At 60.9% G+C, this 21,263-nt stretch carries 21 protein-coding genes; 9 read left to right on the top strand and 12 right to left on the bottom strand.

From position 1 onward, the window contains the following. Positions 1–13: 13 nt before the first annotated feature. Genes B9Z50_RS05480 through B9Z50_RS05460 form a run of 5 tightly spaced genes read right to left on the bottom strand, consistent with a single transcriptional unit; the run spans position 14 to position 5,777 of the window. Positions 14–289, bottom strand: coding sequence for a K+/H+ antiporter subunit F (locus B9Z50_RS05480; RefSeq protein ID WP_108362688.1), 276 nt, complete (start codon positions 287–289; stop codon positions 14–16). Next, positions 286–840, bottom strand: coding sequence for a Na+/H+ antiporter subunit E (locus tag B9Z50_RS05475; RefSeq protein ID WP_108362687.1), 555 nt, complete (start codon positions 838–840; stop codon positions 286–288). The genes B9Z50_RS05480 and B9Z50_RS05475 overlap by 4 nt, the downstream gene beginning before the upstream one ends. Continuing rightward, on the bottom strand, positions 837–2,519 hold the full coding sequence (locus B9Z50_RS05470) for a monovalent cation/H+ antiporter subunit D (protein WP_108362686.1): 1,683 nt from the start codon (positions 2,517–2,519) through the stop codon (positions 837–839). The genes B9Z50_RS05475 and B9Z50_RS05470 overlap by 4 nt, the downstream gene beginning before the upstream one ends. Next, positions 2,519–2,890: a Na+/H+ antiporter subunit C gene (locus B9Z50_RS05465; protein WP_199221705.1), complete on the bottom strand. Its 372-nt coding sequence runs from the start codon at positions 2,888–2,890 to the stop codon at positions 2,519–2,521. Before B9Z50_RS05465 ends, B9Z50_RS05470 begins: the two co-directional genes overlap by 1 nt. Positions 2,891–2,945: 55 nt before the next feature. Further along, on the bottom strand, positions 2,946–5,777 hold the full coding sequence (locus B9Z50_RS05460; protein ID WP_108362684.1) for a monovalent cation/H+ antiporter subunit A: 2,832 nt from the start codon (positions 5,775–5,777) through the stop codon (positions 2,946–2,948). 183 nt (positions 5,778–5,960) lie between these two features. On the opposite strand from B9Z50_RS05460, the gene B9Z50_RS05455 reads away from it, so the two are divergent. From B9Z50_RS05455 to maiA, 5 genes are all read left to right on the top strand, one after another. After that, complete coding sequence (locus tag B9Z50_RS05455; RefSeq protein WP_108362683.1) at positions 5,961–7,175, top strand: 3-hydroxybenzoate 6-monooxygenase; 1,215 nt, start codon at positions 5,961–5,963, stop codon at positions 7,173–7,175. 78 nt (positions 7,176–7,253) lie between these two features. Beyond that, positions 7,254–7,655: a hypothetical protein gene (locus B9Z50_RS05450; protein WP_146183168.1), complete on the top strand. Its 402-nt coding sequence runs from the start codon at positions 7,254–7,256 to the stop codon at positions 7,653–7,655. 12 nt (positions 7,656–7,667) lie between these two features. Next, a complete protein-coding gene (locus tag B9Z50_RS05445) occupies positions 7,668–8,705 on the top strand; it encodes a cupin domain-containing protein (protein ID WP_108362681.1) in 1,038 nt (345 codons plus the stop codon). A 386-nt stretch (positions 8,706–9,091) separates the two neighbouring features. Beyond that, positions 9,092–9,793 carry a fumarylacetoacetate hydrolase family protein gene (locus B9Z50_RS05440; RefSeq protein WP_108362680.1) on the top strand — a complete coding sequence of 234 codons (702 nt, stop codon included), beginning with the start codon at positions 9,092–9,094 and terminating at the stop codon, positions 9,791–9,793. A gap of 232 nt (positions 9,794–10,025) precedes the next feature. After that, complete coding sequence (maiA, locus tag B9Z50_RS05435) at positions 10,026–10,664, top strand: maleylacetoacetate isomerase (RefSeq protein WP_108362679.1); 639 nt, start codon at positions 10,026–10,028, stop codon at positions 10,662–10,664. A 49-nt stretch (positions 10,665–10,713) separates the two neighbouring features. Here maiA and B9Z50_RS17910 read toward each other — a convergent pair whose 3' ends face one another. The 4 genes from B9Z50_RS17910 to B9Z50_RS05420 all read right to left on the bottom strand — a co-directional run bounded on the left by B9Z50_RS17910 (position 10,714) and on the right by B9Z50_RS05420 (position 13,339). Beyond that, positions 10,714–11,223, bottom strand: a complete 510-nt coding sequence (locus B9Z50_RS17910; protein ID WP_233249782.1) for a M48 family metallopeptidase — start codon at positions 11,221–11,223, stop codon at positions 10,714–10,716. A gap of 55 nt (positions 11,224–11,278) precedes the next feature. Next, positions 11,279–11,605, bottom strand: coding sequence for a hypothetical protein (locus B9Z50_RS17905; RefSeq protein ID WP_233249781.1), 327 nt, complete (start codon positions 11,603–11,605; stop codon positions 11,279–11,281). Next, a complete protein-coding gene (locus B9Z50_RS05425; protein WP_233249780.1) occupies positions 11,587–11,985 on the bottom strand; it encodes a high-potential iron-sulfur protein in 399 nt (132 codons plus the stop codon). Before B9Z50_RS05425 ends, B9Z50_RS17905 begins: the two co-directional genes overlap by 19 nt. Positions 11,986–12,400: 415 nt before the next feature. Beyond that, on the bottom strand, positions 12,401–13,339 hold the full coding sequence (locus tag B9Z50_RS05420; RefSeq protein ID WP_158270634.1) for a DMT family transporter: 939 nt from the start codon (positions 13,337–13,339) through the stop codon (positions 12,401–12,403). 123 nt (positions 13,340–13,462) lie between these two features. Between B9Z50_RS05420 and B9Z50_RS05415 the strand changes: the two genes are divergently transcribed. Next, the gene (locus tag B9Z50_RS05415) at positions 13,463–14,371 is read left to right on the top strand and encodes a LysR family transcriptional regulator (RefSeq protein WP_108362677.1); all 909 of its coding nucleotides are present in this window, start codon (positions 13,463–13,465) and stop codon (positions 14,369–14,371) included. Between the two features lie 325 nt (positions 14,372–14,696). On the opposite strand, the gene B9Z50_RS05410 is transcribed toward B9Z50_RS05415, so the two are convergent. Together B9Z50_RS05410 and B9Z50_RS05405 are read right to left on the bottom strand one after the other, a co-directional pair. Further along, positions 14,697–15,701 (bottom strand): aldo/keto reductase, encoded by a 1,005-nt coding sequence (locus B9Z50_RS05410; protein ID WP_108362676.1) that lies wholly within the window; start codon positions 15,699–15,701, stop codon positions 14,697–14,699. 126 nt (positions 15,702–15,827) lie between these two features. Beyond that, positions 15,828–16,532 carry a cation transporting ATPase C-terminal domain-containing protein gene (locus tag B9Z50_RS05405; RefSeq protein ID WP_108363575.1) on the bottom strand — a complete coding sequence of 235 codons (705 nt, stop codon included), beginning with the start codon at positions 16,530–16,532 and terminating at the stop codon, positions 15,828–15,830. Here B9Z50_RS05405 and B9Z50_RS05400 point away from each other — a divergent pair. From B9Z50_RS05400 to B9Z50_RS05390, 3 genes are all read left to right on the top strand, one after another. Beyond that, the gene (locus B9Z50_RS05400) at positions 16,531–17,499 is read left to right on the top strand and encodes a type II secretion system F family protein (protein WP_158270633.1); all 969 of its coding nucleotides are present in this window, start codon (positions 16,531–16,533) and stop codon (positions 17,497–17,499) included. The genes B9Z50_RS05405 and B9Z50_RS05400 overlap by 2 nt on opposite strands. Positions 17,500–17,867: 368 nt before the next feature. Next, positions 17,868–18,998 (top strand): hypothetical protein, encoded by a 1,131-nt coding sequence (locus B9Z50_RS05395; protein ID WP_199221672.1) that lies wholly within the window; start codon positions 17,868–17,870, stop codon positions 18,996–18,998. 139 nt (positions 18,999–19,137) lie between these two features. Further along, positions 19,138–19,524, top strand: coding sequence for a diacylglycerol kinase (locus B9Z50_RS05390; protein ID WP_062404256.1), 387 nt, complete (start codon positions 19,138–19,140; stop codon positions 19,522–19,524). A 10-nt stretch (positions 19,525–19,534) separates the two neighbouring features. Here B9Z50_RS05390 and B9Z50_RS05385 read toward each other — a convergent pair whose 3' ends face one another. Further along, positions 19,535–21,229, bottom strand: a complete 1,695-nt coding sequence (locus B9Z50_RS05385) for a phosphoethanolamine transferase (protein WP_108363573.1) — start codon at positions 21,227–21,229, stop codon at positions 19,535–19,537. Between the last annotated feature and the right edge of the window lie 34 nt (positions 21,230–21,263).

The following is a 21,263-nucleotide window of genomic DNA, read 5'->3' as shown; positions in this document are numbered from 1 at the left end:
GAACAGACTCCTTTTATTCGACCACGTCGCCGCGGCTGAGGTAACGCGCCAGCGCCACCGTCGAGGCAAAACCCAGCATGGCCACCAACAAGGCGGCCTCAAACAGCAAGGCGGTTTGCCAACGGATGCCCAGCAGCACAATCAGGGCCACAGCGTTCATCGACAAAGTGTCGAGTGCGAGGATGCGGTCGGTGGTTTCGGGGCCACGAAAAAGCCGCCAGGCGCACAGCGCCACCGCCAAGGTGACGGCCACGATGGCGATCGACAGGGCCAGGTCCAGGATGTTCATTGCGGGCCTTTCTGGGCAAGGGGTGCCGCCTGCTCGCTGCAACCAAAGATGTGCAGCAAGGGCGCTTCGTAGCGGGTTTTCATGTCGTCGATCATGGCTTGCGCGTCGTCGCAGTTGAGCGCGTGCACCAGAATTTCGCGCCGGGACTCATCCACCACACACGACACCGTGCCGGGCGTGGTGGTGATGATGCTGGCGAACAAGGCGTTGACCATCGCGTGATCGCTGGCCAGGGGCACGGCCATCCAGGCGGGCGACATGGCCTTCATCGGGCCCAACACCAGACGGGCCACGGTGATGTTGGACATGACGATGTCCTTGAGCACCACCAGCGCCAAACGCAGTGCGGCGCCCCAGTGGATGCTGGCCGCAGGCCCCAAAAACGGGTGGATCAGGCGCGGCACGATGAGCGCTATCAGCAAGGCCGACAACAGGTGCACGGGGGCCAAGCTGTGCGACAAGGCCAACCAGGTGACGCCCAGCAAGAGCGAAAGGATGGGGTGGCTGAGCCAGCGCGCTGGGGTAGATGGGTGCGCAGGGGTCGGTTTCATCGGGTTTCCTTAGCAGGGGTTTCTGGGGCAGCCGCAGAGTCAGCAGCGGGTGCTGGCACCGACTGGCGTGCTCCGTCATAAGGCCGCGTGCTGGTCGAAGGCTGACCCGGTGCCAGGCCCAGCACGGCTTGGGCGTAAGCGGCGGTGTCAGCCAGCTGCGTGGCGGTGTCGTCGGTGTAACGCTTGATGGGCGAAGCCAGCACGGCCATGGCCAAGGTCAGCGCCATGAAGGCCCACACGGCCGACAACAGCTTGGGGCTGCTGCCGGAATTGCTCTGCGCCTCGTCCGGCTCGGGCTGCACATGCCAAAACAGCACCACGCCCGCGCGGGCCAGGCCCACGATGGTGAAAAAGCCCACGCAGAGCACCACGGTCCAGACCCAGGCCTGTGCGGGCAGGCCCGCGCTGCTCTCCAAAATCATGAGCTTGCCCAAAAAGCCAGGCAAAGGCGGCAAACCCGCAGCCGATGCCGCACCAAACAGCAGCATCAGGCCCAGCAGCACCGGCTCGCGCACGGCCAGGGCGGGGCGCAGTTTGTCCAAGGCTTGGCCGCGCTGCGCGGCCATCAGCTCCACCAGCAAGAACAAGCCCGCGATCACAATGGTGCTGTGCAGCATGTAATAAAGCGCCGCCGACAAAGTGTCGGTGGTGAACAAGCCCACACAGGCCAGCAACGTGCCCACCGAAGACACCGTGAGGTAAGCCACCAGGCGGCTCATGCTGTGCGCCGCCAACGCGCCCAACACCCCCAAGGCGCTGGTGGTCAAAGCCAGAGGCAGCAGCCAGTCGGCCACGGCCAGGGCTGACTCCCCGGCCCCCACGCCAAAGATCACCCAGTGCGTGCGGATGATGCTGTAGACACCGACCTTGGTCATGATGGCAAACAGCGCCGCCACCGGGGCGCTGGCTGCGGCATAGGTGCCGGGCAGCCAAAAGTACAGCGGCACCAGCGCGGCCTTGAGGCCAAACACGGCCAGCAGCACCAGCGCAGCGGCCTGAGCCAGCCAGGCGTTGTCGCCCTTGAGCTGCGCCACCTGCAGGCCCACATCGGCCATGTTGAGCGTGCCGGTCACGCTGTAGACCATGGCCAGGCCAATCAGGAACAAGCCCGAAGCCGACAAGTTGAGCACCACGTAATGGATGCCCATGCGAAAGCGCTCGCGCCCTTGGCCATGCACCAGCAGCACATAAGAGGCGATCAGCAAGACCTCGAAGAACACAAACAGGTTGAACAAATCACCCGTCATGAACGCACCGCACAGCCCCATGAGCTGGAACTGGAACAGCGCATGGAAGTGCCGCCCCCGGGTGTCCCAGCCGCCTGTGGCATACCAAAGCACGGGCACGGCCACGACGTAAGTCAGCAGCACCATCAGGCCGGACAAACGGTCGAGCACCATCACGATGCCAAAAGGCGCGGGCCATTCGCCCAGTTGGTAGACCAGCAACTCACCGCTGCTGGCCTGCACCACCAGGCCGATGGCCATGAGCAAGCCCAGGAAGACCGAGGCCATGGCCAAACGGCGCGCCCAGCGCTGGCGGCTGTCGCCATGGCCGCCCCCGGCCACCTGTTGGCTGCCATCGCCCAGCAGCAACAAGGCCACGGCCGTGAACACGGGCAGCAAGACAGACAGCACGGGCGCGTGCTGCAACCAGAAAGAAAAAACAGCATCGAACATCAGGCTTGTCCTCCGCGCGCTTCATCAACCGTCTGTCCAGCCGCTTGACCAGGCTCGTGCCCGTCCACATGGTCGCTGCCGCTTTCGTGGCGGCTGCGCAAGGCCAGCTCAATCACAAAGCCAGTGGTCGCAAAACCGATCACGATGGCCGTGAGCACCAGCGCCTGGGGCAAAGGGTCCGCCACAGGGCCGTTGCCTTGCAAGATGGGCTGGGCATTGCTCCACAAACGGCCCATGGCAAAGATGAAGACGTTGACGGCGTAGCCGAGCATCGACAAACCCAAGACCACCGTGAAGGTGCGCCCGCGCAGCATCAGGTAAACGGCGCAGGCGGTGACGAAACCGATACCGCTGGCCAACAAAAATTCCATGCTCATGAGAGGTCCTTGCTGCGGCTGAAAACGCTGAACAAAAAAGTGGCGGCCATCATGCGGCCCCCTGGGGACGCGCAGGCGATCCCGGCGCTTCGCGGGTCACGGTGCCCAGCACCGAGATGGTCAACAAGGTTGCGCCCACCACCACCAGGTAGACACCCAAGTCAAACAAGGCGGCCGAGGCCAGTGGCAGTTCACCCAGCACCGGCACCACCGGGTTGCCGTGTGCACTGGTCAAGAAGGGGCGGCCCCAGACAAAGGCGCCCACGCCAGTCAGCCCGGCAATGCCCAGGCCCGAGCCGATCCACTTCACAAAGCGTCGCCCACCCTGACCGCGCAGCAGGTACTCGGCCTTGGCTTGCCCCATGGACATGAACTGCAGCACCAGTGCCACAGCGGTGATCAAACCCGCAATGAAGCCGCCACCGGGCATGTTGTGCCCACGCATGAAGATGTAAATGGTGAACACCAAGGCCACTGGCAACACCACCCCGGCGGCCACGCGCAGCATCAGGGGTTGGGCGGCAAAGGTCCAAGTGCGGCCATCGCTGTCTTGTGTGGGGCGGCGCGTGCGCATGCCCTCCATCAGGGCCAGCACGCCAATGGCGGCTATGCCCAACACCGTGATCTCGCCAAAGGTGTCGTAGCCCCTGAAGTCCACCAGGATCACGTTGACCACGTTGGAGCCACCGCCCACCGGAATCGACTTGTCGAGGAAGAACCAGGAAATCGAGCTGTATTCACGGGTGACAAACACCCAGGTCAACCAGGCCATGCCCGCACCTGCGGCCAGCGCCAGCGCCGCGTCGCGTGCGCGCCGGGTGCTGCTCGACTCGCTTGGCGAATGCTGGGGCAGCAAAGCCAGGCCCATGAGCAGCAAGACGGTGGAGACCACCTCGACCGACAACTGGGTCAGGGCCAAATCAGGGGCGGAGAGGCTGACAAACGTGAGCGATGTGACCAAGCCCACCACGCCGACCAGCACCACCGCTTGAAAGCGCTTGTTGTGCTGCAGCGCCAGTGCCAAGCTGACCGCGCCCAGCAGCAACCAGATCATGATGGCCAGGGGCGATGCGGGCAGCAGCTCGCGCGGCCCGGTGCCAATGCCGCTGCTCAGCAGGGGCCAGCCCACCACCAGCACCACACCGCCCAGCATCCAGGCGATGTAGCTTTGAAGTGAGCCGTTTTCCAGGCGCGTGGTGACGCGCGCAGCCAGCACAAACAGGCCGTCAACCAGACCTTCAAACATCTGGCGACCGGTGGCGCGGCCAAACCAGGCCTCGGACTCGATGCGGTGCAGGCGCTTGTTTTTGGCCAGCATCAGGTACAGCGCAATGCCCACCACCAGCGCGATCGCGCTCATGAGCAGGGGCAGGTTGAAGCCGTGCCAGATGGCCAAGTGGTATTCGGGCAGCGGCTTGCCAGCCAAGGCTGTGGCCGCCACATCGACCAGCGGGCCCAGCGTGAGCGCGGGCAACACCCCCACCACGATGCACAGCGTGACCAGCAGCATGGCGGGCAGCTTCATGCCCAGCGGCGGCTCGTGCGGGTGGGTGTTGGGCACATCGCCCAGCGGACCATTGAAATACGTGTCGTGCACAAAGCGCAGCGAATAAGCCACGCTGCAGACCCCGGCCAAAGTCACCAGCGCGGGCACCAGCCAAGCGAACGCCCCAGAGGTGCCGACCACGGCTTCGGTGAAAAACATCTCTTTGGACAAGAAACCGTTGGTCAAAGGCACGCCCGCCATGGACGCGGCCGCGACCATGGACAGCGTGGCCGTCCAGGGCATGAGCGACCACAGGCCGCCGAGCTTGCGCATGTCGCGCGAATGGGTTTCGTGGTCCACGATGCCCGCGATCATGAACAGCGAGGCCTTGAAGGTGGCGTGGTTGAGCACATGGAACACCGCCGCCACAGCGGCCAGCGGCGAGCCCAGGCCCACCAAAAAGGTGATCAGGCCCAAGTGGCTGACGGTGGAGTAAGCCAAAAGGCCCTTGAGGTCGTGCTTGAAGATGGCGATGAAGGCCGCGAACAACACGGTGATCAGGCCCACCGTGGTGACAATCGCCTCGAAATAACCCGAGCCAGCCAGCACCGGGTACATGCGCATGAGCAAAAACACCCCAGCCTTGACCATGGTGGCCGAGTGCAGGTAGGCCGACACGGGCGTGGGCGCAGCCATCGCATCGGGCAGCCAAAAATGGAAGGGGAACTGCGCGCTCTTGGTGAAGGCCCCCAGCAAAATCAGCAGCAGCGCGGGCAAGAACATCGGATCGGCTTGAATGGCCGCCACGTTGCCCAGCATTTCACTGAGTTCGTACGTGCCTGCAATCTGGCCCAGGAGCACAAATCCCCCCAGCATGGCCAGGCCGCCGCCGCCCGTCACCGCCAATGCCTGACGGGCCCCAGCGCGGGCGTCTGGTCGGTAGCTCCAGTAACCCACCAACAGGAACGACGAGACGCTGGTCAGCTCCCAGAACACCACCAAGAGCAGCAAGTTGTCCGACAGCACCACGCCCAGCATGGCGGCCATGAACAGCATCATCTCGCTGTAGAACTTGCCCGCCGAATCCTTGGCGCTCAGGTAATAGTGCGCATACAAAATGATCATCAGCCCAATGAACAGGATCAGGCCCGCGAACATCATTGACAAGCCGTCGAGCCGGAACGTCAGGTTCAGCCCGATCTCGGGCACCCAAGGCCAGGCGTTCATGACCGTCTCGCCCGCCAGCACGGCCGGGGCCATGGACAGCAACAGGCCCAAACTGGTGGCCGTGACGGCGCCCGCCGCACAAGCGGTCAGCAGTCGTGAGCGGGAACCCAGCCAAAACGTGGCCAGGGTGCCCAGCAAAAGGGGGAGCAATACGATGAGTAAGAGCACGGCATGTCTTTCAGGTAAGCCGTGAATATAACCACGCAAGTCGTCGGGACCGCGAAAGGCCAGATGCCCACAGGTCTTTGATTTCCGATTCGAAATGACGTCTGGCTAATCTGGCATTTAATAAGTATACTTATCGAATCCCTGTTCGACCTTTGACTGCCCCCCCCCACGCCAGGAACCCCCATGATCCCTTTGCAAAACACCCTCCCCGTCCTGGTCGCAGGCGGTGGCATCGGCGGCCTGGCCGCTGCTTTGGCACTGGTGCGCCAAGGCTTTGCCGTCACCGTGCTGGAGCAAGCCCCCGAAATCGGCGAGATTGGCGCGGGCATCCAAATTGGACCCAACGGCTTTCATGCCTTTGACGCGTTGGGCGTCGGTGACAAGGCCCGTGGCCGTGCGGTCTACACCGATTACATGGTGATGCACGACGCGCTCGACGAGTACCAGGTCGGCAAGATCCCCACGGATGAAAAATTCCGCCAGCGCTTTGGCAACCCCTATGCCGTGATCCACCGTGCCGATGTGCATTTGTCCTTGCTCGAAGCGGCGCAAGAAACCGGGCAAGTGCAATTTCACACCAGCACCCGTGTCGAGCGCATTGAGCAGGACGACAGCAGCGTGACCGTGTGGGACCAAAACGGCAAAGCCTTCCAAGGCTGCGCCCTGATCGGGGCCGACGGCGTCAAATCGGTGGTGCGCGAGCAGTTTGTGGGCGATCCGGCCCGCGTGACAGGCCATGTGGTCTACCGCGCCGTGGTCGACAAAAAGGACTTTCCGCAAGACCTGCAATGGAACGCCGCCGCCATATGGGTGGGCCCCAACTGCCACCTGGTGCACTACCCCCTGCGTGGTGGCGAGCAGTACAACGTGGTCGTGACCTTCCACAGCCGCGAGCAAGAGGAATGGGGAGTCAAAGACGGCAGCAAAGAAGAAGTACAAAGCTACTTCCAAGGCATTTGCCCCAAAGCCCGCCAGCTGATCGACCTGCCCAAGACCTGGAAACGCTGGGCCACGGCCGACCGCGAGCCGATTGGCCAATGGACCCATGGCCGCGTGACCCTGCTGGGCGACGCCGCTCACCCCACCACGCAGTACATGGCCCAAGGCGCCTGCATGGCCATGGAAGACGCCGTCACCTTGGGCGAAGCCCTGCGTGTGCACAGCAACGACTGGCCCCAAGCACTGGACATGTACCAACGCGCCCGTGTGGCCCGCACCGCCCGCATCGTGCTGTCCAGCCGCGAGATGGGCCGTATCTACCACGCAAAAGGCGTCGAGCGCCTGGTGCGCAACGACCTGTGGCGCGGCCGCAGCCCCGAGCGCTTTTATGATGCGATGGAATGGCTGTATGGCTGGAACGTGGGCAACTGCCTCGACGCCGCACAACACCCCCGATGACATGAAGACTCCACGACCGTCACCGCCCCCCACTGCGTCAAACCATGCCCACTCGGTCATGGTGAGGAGCGAAGTGGCGTGGCGATCCATCACCCCCGGCATCGCGAGGAGCGTAGCGACGTGGCGATCCATCACCACCGTCATCGCGAGGAGCGTAGCGACGTGGCGATCCATGGATTGCCGCGCTTCGCTCGCAATGACGAAAGAACCAGCACCGCACCCCCACACCGTCATCGCGAGAAGCGAAGCGACGCGGCGATCCATCACCACCGTCATCGCGAGGAGCGAAGCGACGTGGCGATCCATCACCACCGTCATCGCGAGGAGCGTAGCGACGTGGCGATCCATCACCCCCGTCATCGCGAGGAGCGAAGCGACGCGGCGATCCATCACCCCCGTCATCGCGAGGAGCGTAGCGACGTGGCGATCCATGGATTGCCGCGCTGCGCTCGCCATGACGCCCTCTTGACCCCCGCTTGAAAGGACAAGGACATGAACGACCTCGGCCGAATCGAAGACCTGCCCGCAGACTATGTGCAGGACCTGCGCAATGTGAACTTGGTGCCCCTGTGGCCCAGCCTGCGCGGCGTGCTGCCCCCCAAGGTGCCCACCCGCCAGACCCAGCCCACCTGCTGGGCCTACAAGGACATCAAGCCGCTCTTGCTCAAGGCGGGCGAGCTGACCCCGATTGAAAAAGCCGAGCGCCGCGTACTGGTGCTGGCCAACCCCGGCCACGGCCTGGACAAAATGCAGGCCTCAGCAGCCATGTATTTGGGCATGCAGCTGCTCATGCCCGGCGAATGGGCCCCCAGCCACCGCCACACACCCAACGCGGTGCGCATGGTGGTGGAAGGCGAAGGCGCTTGGACCACAGTAGACGGCGCGAAATGCCCCATGAGCCGGGGCGACCTGATCCTGACGCCTACCGGCCTGTGGCACGAGCACGGCCACGACGGCACCGAGCCTGTGATCTGGCTGGATGTGCTGGACCTGCCTCTGGTTTATTACATGGAGGCCAGCTACCACATCAACGGCGACCGCCAGACCGTGGTGCCGGGGCAAGGCGACAAGCAATACGCCCGTGGCGGCGTGGTGCCCTCACATGTGTTTGAGCGCAGCAAGAAGGCCTACCCCATGCTGCGCTACGCCTGGAAAGACGTCAAAGCCGCGCTCGAATCACTGGCCTCTGACGATGCGGGCTTGGAGCAGGTGCAAGTGACCTACACCAACCCCGAGACGGGTGGCGATGCGGAAAACATCTTGGGTTTTTACGCCCTGATGCTGCGCCCCGGCCAGACCCTGCGTTTGCCAGCTCGATCGCCCGCTCAAGTCTTCCATGTGATTGAAGGCGCGGTGCAAGCGCAAATTGTGGCCAGCACCTTCACCCTGCTTGAGGCCGACACCTGCTGCGCGCCCGGCTACGAAGCTGTGACGCTGACCAACCTGAACGCCGACCAACACGCCTTCATCTTCATCGCCGACGAATCGCCCCTGCACCGCAAGTTGGGCGTTTACGAAAACCGGGGTTGATCCACCTCTTCGTAGGAGCGGTCTGCGACCGCGAACAAACCTCACTGCCTTGTAGGAGCGGTCTGCGACCGCGAAAACCATCGCGGTCAGAGACCGCTCCTACACCACAAACATTTGCACACACACATCACCCAAGCATCGCCAACTCGGCATGAATAAAAACCGCGGCTGAACCACCTCTTCGTAGGAGCGGTCTGCGACCGCGAAAACCATCGCGGTCAGAGACCGCTCCTACACCACAAACATCTGCACACACACATCACCCAAGCATCGCCAACTCGGCACGAATAAAAACCGCAGCTGATCACCTCTTCGTAGGAACGGTCTCCGACCGCGAAAACCTTCGCGGTCGGAGACCGCTCCTACAACACACACATCACCAAACCATGACGACTTACCTCTTCACCCCGCCCACCATAGCCTCACTGCCCATCCGTGGCCAACAAGAGCGCTTCCCTGTCAACCGCATCTTCTGCGTGGGCCGCAACTACCATGCGCACGCTGTGGAGATGGGCCGCCCTGTCGACAAAAGCGTCGAGCAGGCGTTTTACTTCACCAAGTCGCCGCAGACCCTTGTGGAAAGTGGCGCGACCGTCGACTACCCACCCCGCACCAACAACTACCACTTCGAGATGGAACTGGTGCTGGCCATTGGCAAAGAAGGTTTTCGCGTGAGCGAAGCCAACGCGCATGAACTGGTCTATGGCTACGGTGCAGGCCTGGACATGACCCGCCGCGACCTGCAGCTGGTGGCGCGTGACAAAGGCCGCCCGTGGGACACGGGCAAGGACATCGAGCAAGGCTCGGCCTGCTCCGAAATCGTGCCCATGCCCGGCGTGGTGATCGAGAACGGCACCATTGCCCTCGAAGTCAATGGCGTCACCAAGCAGTCGTCCAACGTCGACAAGCTGATCTGGAACATCCGCGAAATCATCGCCGACCTGTCCACCTACTACCACCTGCAGCCTGGCGACCTGATCTACACCGGGACCCCGGAAGGCGTGGGCCCCGTGGTCACTGGTGACAAAATCACAGGCCGCGTCGAAGGCGTGGCCGAGATCGCGCTGCACATCGGCGCTGCAGCATAAAGAACGCGTGGCGATGAGGCAGGAGAAAAATGTCATTGTGAAGTACGAAGCAATCCATAGACTGCCACGTCGCTGCGCTCCTCGCAGTGACACAACAAGCAGTGTCGACGCGAAGCACGAAGCAATTCACAGATCGCCTCATCGCTGCGCTCCCCGCAGTGACGCAAAAAGCCATGTCATCGCGAGGCACGAAGCGATCCATTCCCATTGAAACCACCAGCCCCTCAACAACATGAAGCTCTACAGTTTTTTCAGAAGCGGCACCTCGCACCGCCTGCGCATTGCGCTCAACCTCAAAGGCATCGCCACCGACTACGTGGCGGTGGACCTGCGGGTCGATGAACAGCAAGGCGACGCCTTCAAGTCGGTCAACCCCCAGCAAATGGTGCCCGCGCTCGACACGGGCAAGCAGGTGCTGATCCAGTCACCCGCCATCATCGAATGGTTGGAAGAAAAACACCCCACGCCCGCCCTCCTGCCTGTAGGCGCTGACGACCGCGCCCATGTGCGCGCGCTGGCGGCCATGGTGGGTTGTGACATCCACCCTCTCAACAACCGCCGCGTTTTGCAAACGCTGCGCAAACAATTCGGCGCCAACGAAGACGCCATCAACGCCTGGTGCGCCACTTGGATCAGCGCAAGCTTTGACGCCTACGAAGCCCTGATCTCGGCTGACACGCAGCGTGGCCGCTTCAGCTTTGGCGACACCCCGACGCTGGCCGATGTGTATTTGATCCCCCAAGTTGAAAGCGCTCGCCGCTTCAATGTGGACCTGACGCAATGGCCACACATCATGGCGGTGGAAAAGGCTTGTATGGAACTGGAGGCCTTTCAAAAAGCGGCGCCGGGTCGGCAGCCTGACGCTGGCTGAGCGAATCCCACAAAAGCAAGGGCCCTTCGGGGCCCTTGTCATGTCAGTCTCAGTCTCGGCGAGCGGCTTTGTACAAAGGCAAGACCGTCGGCAGCAGTTCTTCGATTTGCTGCACGCGGCTGGCCTCTGTTGGGTGACTGCTTAAAAATACGGGGGGGCTGCCGCCACTGTTGGCTTTGATCATTTTCTGCCACAGCGTGACCCCTGCGCGCGGGTCATAACCAGCCCGCGCTGAGAGTTCCAGGCCCATGCGATCGGCTTCATTCTCATCGGTCCGGCTGAAACGGGTAGCAACGAGAGACTGGTACAGGACTCCTGCAATGTCAGCAGCACCTTGGCCAAAACCGAACAGTGCAGCGCCCAGTCCTATGGCAGATTGTGCAGCCAATGCCTGTGAGACCTGTTCGCGTGAGTGTTCCCTCAATGCATGCGAAATTTCATGCCCCATCACCACTGCTATTTCTTCATCGGTCAGATTCAGTTGCCGGATCAGGCCTGAGTAAAAAATAATTTTTCCACCCGGCATACAGAATGCATTGAGTTCACTGCTGTTGATCATGTTGACTTCCCATTTCCAATTGGGCACGTCGGGGCGAAAAATTTTTGTCTGGGGTTCAATTCTTTGGGCAATGGCACGAAGGCGCCGCAGCATCGAAGCATCGAAGCATCGAAGCATCGGTATTGAGGATGCCTTTTGCAGCGGCTTCGGAAGTCAACTTGCTGTAACTTTGCGCAGCCATCTGTTCAAGCTGCTGGGACGAAACCAGAAGGAGCTGTTGACGGTCTGTGCCGACCGAGCCACCACTGGTGGTGGTTTGGCATCCACCGAGTGTCAGCGCTGCAAGCAACAGCGAAAGGAGGGAAAGGCGTCGCCAATGAGTCATGGTGATCTGATGGACACGGATGACCTTCTTTGGGTGGCTCAGGCCTTTTTGGCCCAAGACGTGCACCAACCCTTTGCCGCCACATGCTTGCCAACAAAGAGAGGGCATCCACCTGCGACATCGCCTGCCTCGCCTTGGAACAACGCGCAGTTGCTGCAAGCACTCCCAGACACGTAGTTTGTGAATTTCACCTTGTCCGCTTGGGTGGCGTCGTCCACATAGCCAAACACCACGGCTTGGGCATCGCCTATTTCGAGCATTGGAAGATTGATGGCCGTCTTTGATGGTGCTGCAGCGGCCGCGGGTGGCGGATTCGGGGCGGGCGTGGTCGCCATCTGCACACTCTGTGGTTCGACTTTGGGCGAGCAAGCGGCCAACAGTACAAGACCTGCAAAGGGCGTGATTTCGATAAAGCGTCTGCGTGTTGGCGTTTTCATTTGGGGGTTCCTTGTCTGGAGGGGTTTGTCGTCAGGGTGCCAAAGTGCAATGACCCGCCAACGGACTGACCCGTTAACGTCAAGCGATCCACAAAGACATATTGCCTGTGACAGTGGCTGCGTGTCGGTGCGATGGTGCACACAGCTCACCGAAGTCACGGACGACCGCGAAGGCAGCCATCCAAACCTTCTATGGCACCTCGCTCTCGGTACCGACAATCGATGGACTGGTTCAGAAATATTTCATGAACGTCCGCAAATGGCAGGTGCCAAAAAATGCCCCAGCCCAGGGATGTCCGCCGCCTTTAGGCGACTTACAAGGGCGAAGGTCTGGACTGCAGCGGTTGCGGACGTCGGAAAAGTCCACTGGCCTGCTGATAACGGCGTAAAGCGGTCATTGCCTTTAATTTGGCATTCAAGACTTTTGAGCTGAACCTAAGGATGTTGTCACAGCAACGATCAGCCCTGTCATGACCAATACCAGCCCCATGGTTTCCATGGGGGCGGGCACATGTCCAAGGACTGGCCAAGCCATCAATGCGGCCAAGCCAGGCGCCAAAGCAGGAAACACAGCTGCGCGGGAAGGGCCGAGTAAGGACACCATTTTGGAATAGGTGTAAAGCGTGCCTGCTCCTGCAATCACGCCTTGTACCAGCACCTCTGTCCAAAAAACAAAGGGAGCAACCAAAACCAGACCCTGTCCCCCGGTGAACCAAAAATAAGCAGGCACATAAGTGAACAATGCGCTGATCGAGATCACCGCGGTGGCGATTAAGGGGTCGAGTCGGTGCTTGCGCAGCACGATGCCAAAGCCTGCCCATAAGGTCCCGGCCGCAAGGAACATGGCGTCGCCGATCGATGCCCGCAGTGTGAGGCTCGAAGCCTCAACCCCAGACACGAGGACCAAGCCTGCCAGCACGACAGCAATGCCCGCGACTCGGCGCAGGGTCATGCGGTCACCCAGCACCACCGCGCCTAAGACCATCCCCATCACGCTCATGGCGGTGAACGGGAACACGGCGGCATGACTGGGGGGCGCGAACTGCAAAGCACCGAACATCAGTAACCCAAATGGCGTGCCCGCCAACAGCGCCACCAGCAACCATACCCGCCAACGGGTCGTGAACTGGGCCACATCACGTCGGCAGGCGACGACGATGACTGGCAGCATGAGGAAACCCGCTACGCCAAACCGCAGCACCGTGAGATCAGGTGAAGACAGACCTTGTGCCATGCCCCAACGGGCAAACACGGTGTAAAGCGCACCAATGCTGGCGGCGATCAGCCCCACCGCGATACCTTTGGCGAATTGGTGGCGCTCGTGATGTTTTGTCTGCATCGGGCTTGTGGTCATGGCAAAGGTCTCATGCGTCTGGTTATCAGTGGAATGCATGCAGTGTTGATGCTTTTGATCGATTGCACTAGGCGTGATATCGGACTAACATTCATTCCAAATGAGCATGAATAAGGGCGTTTAATGGATCGATTGAGCGCAATGCAGGCGTTTGTTCGGGTGGTGGAAGCGGGCAGTTTTTCTGCAGTGGCGCGGGAGACCCAAACCACGCAGAGCCGTGTGAGCAAACAAGTGGCCACGCTTGAGCGCGAGCTGGGGGCTCAGTTGCTGAGTCGCACCACACGGTCATTGGCTTTGACCGAGGCAGGCGAACGCTACTTTTTTCAGGCGAGGCGTTTGGTCGCAGAAATTGCAGAAGCCGAATCAGCAGTATTTCAAAGCGAACAAGAATTGAGTGGCTGGCTGCGGGTGGCCGCTTCGGTGGGCTACGGACGACTCAAACTCTTGCCGTTGGTGAAGCGTTTTCTGGCTGCTCACCCCAAAGTCAAAATCGACCTGAGGTTGAGCGATGGATTCATTGATTTGGTGGAAGAAGGCATCGATGTGGCTGTTCGAATTGGCGAACTGGCCGACAGCTCTTTGGTGGCCAATCGGATTGGAACCACACAGCGCATGTTGATTGCGAGTCGCCAATATTTGGATTCGTTACCGGATGGCCTGAAGGTGCCACAGGTACCGCAAGACCTTTTACAGCACAACTGCATTGTCTATTCGGAGCTTGCTACACAGAACGTCTGGACGTTCACGGCAGGCCCAGGTGCACTCGCAGAAGAAGGCACCCAGGTCACCATCCGTGCACAAGGTAACCTGCAAACCAATAGCAGCGAAGTGATACGAGCCTCCGTGCTGTCAGGCATGGGCATTGGCTATTCGCCCACTTGGCTGTTCGAGGACGAGGTGGCCAGTGGGGAGTTGCAGGTGCTGCTGCCCAACTGGCCGGCTCCCTCTTTGCCGATTCACTTGGTCAGCCCACCGCAAAGACGCCAATCCGCGAAGGTACGGGCCTTTGCCATGCACATGGCATCTCAATAAGAATATTCGTCTAAAGCCCGTTGGAAATTTTGACGAGACAACAAACTGGGAACAGTAGTTGAACGGTTTTTGCTTTTGGCTGACAGATACTTTGCCGGAAAGCCAGGCTCCACAATGACTGCTTCGCTCGCTTGGAAATGACCTGTATGGGTCGACTCCTGACAATGATGGCTTTGCAACTTGGTCCGCTTCCAGCCTTAACCAGCCCCCCCATAACCAAAACCAACCACTTGCTTGGTCAGTGATCGAGTCATGACTCCTCGGGGCAAGCCCGAGGATGACAACTCAAATGGTTCCTCGGCTCAAGCCAAGGACGACAGATCACTCAGCCAAACACCTCGGTATCCACCTCACTGTTGGCCTGCGCGTTGTAGCGGTCACCGGCTACCGTCCGCTGGTTGATCAACGCATCCAAACGCGCCATCAAACCCGCATCCAGCTTCACATCCACCGAGGCCAAATCGTCCAGCAGATGGTCCACCGAGGTGGTGCCGGGAATGGGGATGATGTCTTCGCCCTGGTGCAGCAGCCAAGCCAGGGCCAGCTGGGAGGGGCTGCAGCCGGCCTCTTGCGCGAGCGCGTGGTAGGCGGGCAAGAGCTTCAGGTTGGCGGCGTAGTTGTCTGGGGTAAAGCGCGGCATGCTGCGGCGAATGTCCTTGGCGTCAAAAGCGCTCACATCCAAAGCTGAGCCGCACAAAAAGCCTCGCGCCACCGGGCTGAAAGCCACAAAGGCCACACCCAGTTCGCGGCAGGCCTGCAGCACCGCGATCTCGGGGTTGCGTGTCCACAGCGAATACTCGGTCTGAAGCGCTGCAATCGGGTGCACCGCGTGCGCTTTGCGCAGCGTGCCAGCCGACACCTCCGACAATCCAATCGTCTGGATCTTGCCCTGTCGCACCAAGTCGCTCAAAGCGCCCACGCTGTCTTCGATGGGTACTTTCTTGTCCCAGCGATGCAGGTAATACAAGTCAATCACATCGGTCTGCAAGCGGCGCAGCGCGTCTTCGCAGGTCTTTTTGATGGCCTCGGGCCGACCATCGATCACCCTCACCTTGCTGCCATCGCTTTGTTCTACGCCCTGCATGCCGCATTTGCTGGCCAGCGTGAAGCGGTTGCGGTGTGGCTTCATCACCTGGCCCACCAGGGTCTCGTTGGCTCCAAAGCCGTACAGCGCGGCGGTGTCAAAAAACGTCACGCCTTGGTCGAGAGCGGTGAGCAGCACACGCTCGCCCTGTTGGGCCGAAACAGGTGCGCCATAAGCGTGGCTGAGGTTCATGCAGCCCAGGCCGATGGCGCTGACGGAAAAGGAGGCGATTTGGCGGTTTTTCATGGCGCTATCTTAGCGTTGGGCTGCGCTCAAACCTTGCGAGCGTGGAACACGCTCATCGCCCACGGGGTGGGCTCCTACAAAACCAGGGCTTTGGGCAAGACTCGGGACGGACGCCCAGCATGCGCCTCACATGCGCCTCACCCCCGACATGCGCCACAGCGCTTTTTCGAGTTCGATCAACAAGAACAAGGCACCTGCCAGCGTGCCGATGACGGACCAGCTGAGCAGGTCCAGAGCGCGGGTCTGGAACACCGCTTGCATGAAGGGCGCGTAGGTGAACAGCAGCTGCAGCGCCACCATCAGCAGACTCACGCCAATGGCCACCGGGTTGCCTGTCACGGTCTCCAGCCGAAAGGCCGAGCGGGTGAAGTGGCGGGCATGAAACAGGTAAAACAGCTCGCTGACCACCAACGCGTTCACCGCAGCGGTGCGGGCCAGCTCCAGGCTGCTGCCGCGCGAAAGCTCCCACTCGAATACCGAGAACGTGACCGCCACCATGAGCAAGCTGACAAACACCATGCGCAGCACCAAAGGTCGGGTCAGCAAGGGCTCGGTCGGTGGGCGTGGGCCGTGGCGCATCACGCCGTCCTCTGCGGGCTCAAACGCAAAAGCCAGCGACAAAGTCACCGACGTGATCAGGTTGACCCACAAAATTTGCCCCGCCGTGACCGGCAGGGCCACGCCCCAAAAAATCGCCAACACGATCACACCCGCCTCGCCGACATTGGTGGGCAAGGTGAAGAGCAAGGTCTTCTTGATGTTGTCAAACACCACCCTGCCCTCGCGCACAGCGCGGGCGATGGTGGCGAAGTTGTCGTCGGTGAGCACCATGACCTCTTCCACCTTGATTTTTGCGGCGCTCGTGTTCGCCTTGGTCGTGATGCTGAGCCTGGCCCTGCTCAACCGCTGGCTGCCCGATCCCGGGCGCGAGCGCCTGGCCCGCCTGCGCGACCAAAACGCCGCAAACCCTACCCCAATCAACGGCCAAACCGCACCGGGCAGCGCTTGGCATCGGACCCAAGCCCAACTGTTGTCAGGCCTGCTGTGGCTGGGCCCCTGGACATCGGGCCTGTCGGGCGGCGAAGGCGACACGCCATCTGCTGTACGCCTGCGCTTTGGACACGCGGGCTGGCGCTCGCCCGTGGCGCTGCAGATTTACTTCATCAGCAAAACTTTGCTCACCCTGCTGCTGCCCGCCCTGGCCTTTAGCGTGCTCAATGCCCAAGGCTGGCCGGCCAACACCATGCTGCGCATGGCCCTTGTGGTGGTGGCTGCAGGGCTGGGTTATTACCTGCCAGACGCGCTGCTGCGGCTGCGCATACAGCGCCGGCAACTGGCGCTACTGCACGCGTTTCCGGACGCATTGGATTTGCTGCGCCTGTGCGTGCAAGCCGGCCTCGGGCTGGACGCGGCGATCGAACGCGTGGGCCGCGAAATGCGCTACGCCCGCCCCGTCCTCAATGAAGAATTTGCCCTCACCGGGCTGGCCCTGCGATCCGGCTCATCGCGGGCTGAAGCGCTGCGCAACCTGTCGCAACGCGTGGACCTCAAAGACATCGACGCCCTGGTCTCGATGCTCATCCAGGCTGACCGCTTTGGCACCAGCGTGTCCGAATCACTGGCCGTCTACGCCGACGCCATGCGCATCCAACGCCGCCTGCGCGCCGAAGAGGCCGCCGCCAAACTCCCCGTCAAACTCCTCATCCCCCTGATCTTCTGTGTTTTCCCTTCCCTGCTCACCGTGTTGCTGGGCCCGGTGGTGGTGACGCTGGCGCGGCAGTTTGTAAAGATGGGGTGAAGGGCTGAACTTGGCGCGTGAATAAGAGAAGACCCCCGGTTGCGCCACCACTTCACACCACGAAACCCGAATACCATGGGGCTTGAAGGCAGGATGCACCAACACGGGTCCTCGCCACTTTGACGCCCAAATCCGTCCACCCTTAAACCCATCCCTCGATGAAAGCACTCACCGTGACTTACCATTTCTCCACTTGTGCACGTGTCGTCGCAACCGCCTTCATGGGCGTGAGTTTGGCCGCATGTGTCAGCCCATCCCAAGTCATCCCTGAAGTGGCGCCCGTTTCCAAGGTTTGTCCTGAAGGTGTGCCTGCAGGTGCAACATGTCTTCGCGGGCAAGACTCTGCTTCGGCGCATTACCTCATTGTCATGCCCGCCAAATGGAGTGGGGTTTTGGTCGTCCACGCGCATGGTGGGCCCAGCTATGGCCCACCCAAAACGTCACGCAACGACGAGGACATCAAGCGCTGGGCCATCACGGTCAAAGAAGGTCATGCATGGGCGGGATCCGTTTTTAGACAAGGTGGCTTTGCCGTGACCACGGCGGCAGAAGACACCGAACGCGTGCGCCGCATTTTTGTGGACCATGTGGCCAAGCCGCGCACAACGCTGCTGCACGGGCAATCCTGGGGGGCCATGGTGGCCGCTCGCGTTGGCGAGATGTTTCCGAAGTCTTGGGATGGCATTTTGTTGACCAGCGGTGTGGTCGCAGGCCCCACCACCTACGACTTCCGACTGGATATCCGGGCTCTTTACCAACACTTGTGCAACAACCATCCGCTCCCCACAGAGCCGGCCTATCTTCTGTCGATCGGTTTACCCATAGACAGCAAGCTCACGCCTGCGGAATTGGCCAAACGCGTCAATGAATGCCTTGGCACAGCCACCCCTGCGGCCCAAAGAACACCCCAACAAGCGCAAAAACTCAAAACAATTGTGGACGTTCTCAAAATGCCTGAACGCTCTGTGCTCAGTCATTTGAATTGGGGCACGTTTGCGCTGCGGGACGTTGTCAGTAAAAACGACGGGGCTGCTACTTTGGGCAACGCCAAGGTGCAATACGCCGGCTCGTCTGACGATGCCCAATTGAATGCACGTATTCCTCGGTTCCAGCCTGACCCCAAAGCCTCCGCGATGTTTTTTGCGGATGTGGACCACCATGGTCGATTCTCTGTGCCCGTCATCAGCAGCCACGCCATCAACGACTCGACCGTGTTTGTGGAGGGTCAGGCTGCTTTGCGCCAGAAAATGGTGGCCGCAGGCACAGCTGACCGACTTGTTCAGACCTATGTGGACTCCAGCGAGCACAGCTATTGGGGCGATGCACATTACCCACCCCTGTTCAATGCGCTCCTCGACTGGGTCGTGAAAGGTCAAAAACCAACGGCTGAGGGCATCGACCAGCGTTGCAAGCAACTCAATCCGACGCAAGCCAAAGATTGCCGCTTCCTTCCTAATTACGCAGTCAAACCCATCGCGTCACGCATTTATCCGCGTTAATTCTGGCGGAGTGACCTCCAGCCCGAGCATGGCGTTCACCATGCCGGGCACAGCCCCAGGGCGGCGCATGGCCAAAGCGATAAGGTCCCGTTAACATCGGCACCTTAAGCTTTCGGCTCAAAACCATTTTGCCCCGCACATGAACGATAACAACACCGTAGCGCCCAAACGCCGAGGACTGGCCCGCGTCTGGCACGCCTTTTTTTACTCCATTGAAGGTTTACGCGCCGGATGGCACGAGCCCGCTTTTCGCCAAGAGGCGATGCTGGGGGTCGTGATATTGCCTGCCGCCTGGTGGCTGGGCCAAAGCTGGACCGAAGTGGTGCTGCTGGTGGGTGTGGTGGTGGCCGTGCTGGTGGTGGAGTTACTCAACACAGCCATCGAAGCGGCAATTGACCGCGTGGGACCCGAGTGGCATGAGCAATCCAAGCTCGCCAAGGACACGGGCAGTGCGGCCGTGCTGCTCAGCTTGCTGCTGTGTGGCGGGGTGTGGCTGTCGGCCCTTTGGCGTTGGTGGTCAGCCTGAGTGTGATATCTCAGTCCGGGCGTTTTGTGCAAGCCGAGAAAACATCCAGCTCGGGTTTGTGCATGCGGGTTTTGACCTGGGCAAGTGTCAAGACCGAATGAAAGTAGTGGTCGTGCGAGACCGCCTCGGCCGCCTGTTTTTTCCAGCAAGCGCCGTCCCAACCCAGCTGCGACTGCATGGGTTTGGACAGCCACAGCGCCATGGGCACATGGGTTTGCTCTTTGGGGGCCATCATGAAAGGCATGCCGTGCAAGTACAGGCCTTTTTCGCCGAGCGATTCCCCATGATCTGAGACGTACAGCATGGCCGTTGGCCGTGGCTGGCTTTTGAGCCAACGCACAGTTTGCGACAGCAGGTGGTCGGTGTAACGCACCGCGTTGTCGTAGGCGTTGACGATTTCCTGCGATGGACAGTCCTGCAGAACATTGGTGCGGCATTCGGGCTGGAAGACTTTCATGTCGGGCGGTGTGCGCTTGTAATAGGCCGGGCCGTGGTTGCCCATTTGGTGCAACACAACCACGGTGCCCGCTGAGCCAGGCCCCGAAGCACCCGCTTTTTCGAGTTGCGCCAGACGCTCTGGCAAGACACGCAGCATGATTTCGTCAAAACACTCGCCATCCGGGCACAAAACCGGGTCTTTCAATTCACGGGTGTTGGCGTTTGGTATGCGGTCACAAACGCCTTTGCAGCCAGACTGATTGTCCAGCCACAGCACCTGCATGCCAGCACGCTGCAACACGTCCAGCAGGTTTTCATAAGGGATGTCGTTTTTGGCGTTCGCCTCGCGCCCAAGATGCGAAAACATGCAGGGCACCGAGACTTGGGTGTTGGTGCCGCAGGAGGTGACATTGGAAAAGTAGGCCAACTCCCCACTGCCTTGCAGTTGACGCAGCTGTGGTGTGGTGTCGCGCTCGTAACCCGCCAAACCAAAGTTAGCAGCTCGCACGGTTTCGCCCACCACCAGCACGATCAGCGGCGGCTTTTGCGACACCCCCGAGGCCTTCGCCAAAGAGGCATCTTCGCCGATGGTCTGCAAGGGCATGCGGACCTTCGTGGACTGCCCCACCACCAATCGTGTGCTGGCATAAATGGTATTGAAGGGGTTGAGCATGTAACGCAGAGATTTGTGGTTGCGCATGGTCGAGGCCAGGTCCTGGAAAGAGGCCCAGACCACCACCAGCATGAGCATCAGAGCCAAACCCGCCAGGCCCAGCTGGCGCACCAACAAACGCCGGGTGGGCAGTTCTTGCACGAGCTGACGCCACCACCACCATCCCGGCAGCACCACGCCGAGCGCCAACGCCACCAACAAAGACCATGACAACAAATCGCGCACTTCGCGCACATCCGTCTGCACGGTGTTGGCCATCATGGTGGGGTCGATCACCACACCATAGGTGTGCATGAAATAACTGTTGGCTACCGCCACCAGCAAGAGCGACACACCCACGGGTTTGCGCCAGCGAGGCCAGACCAGCAGGCTCAGCAGCACAGTGGTGGCCGCCATCACGATCAAGCCAAAACCGAGCAATCCCAAGCCACTGCGCAGGTGGTGGTTGTCCGTCAAGGTCCACAGTGCCCGCCACAGGGGCAGGTTGCCCGCCGTGCTGAGCCACAAGGCCAGCACCAGCAACAAACTCAAGGGGTGCCAAGGGCGGCGGGCAGGCGCATCAGAAGGAGAACGATCGGCAGAATTGGGCGTCATGGGCAGCAAAAGACAAAAGAACAAAGCGCATTGT

This window comes from Limnohabitans sp. Bal53, assembly GCF_003063355.1.
Lineage (GTDB): Bacteria > Pseudomonadota > Gammaproteobacteria > Burkholderiales > Burkholderiaceae_C > Limnohabitans_A.
The sequence above is the reverse complement of the archived record's forward strand: the minus strand, read 5'-3'. Positions and strand labels throughout refer to the sequence as shown.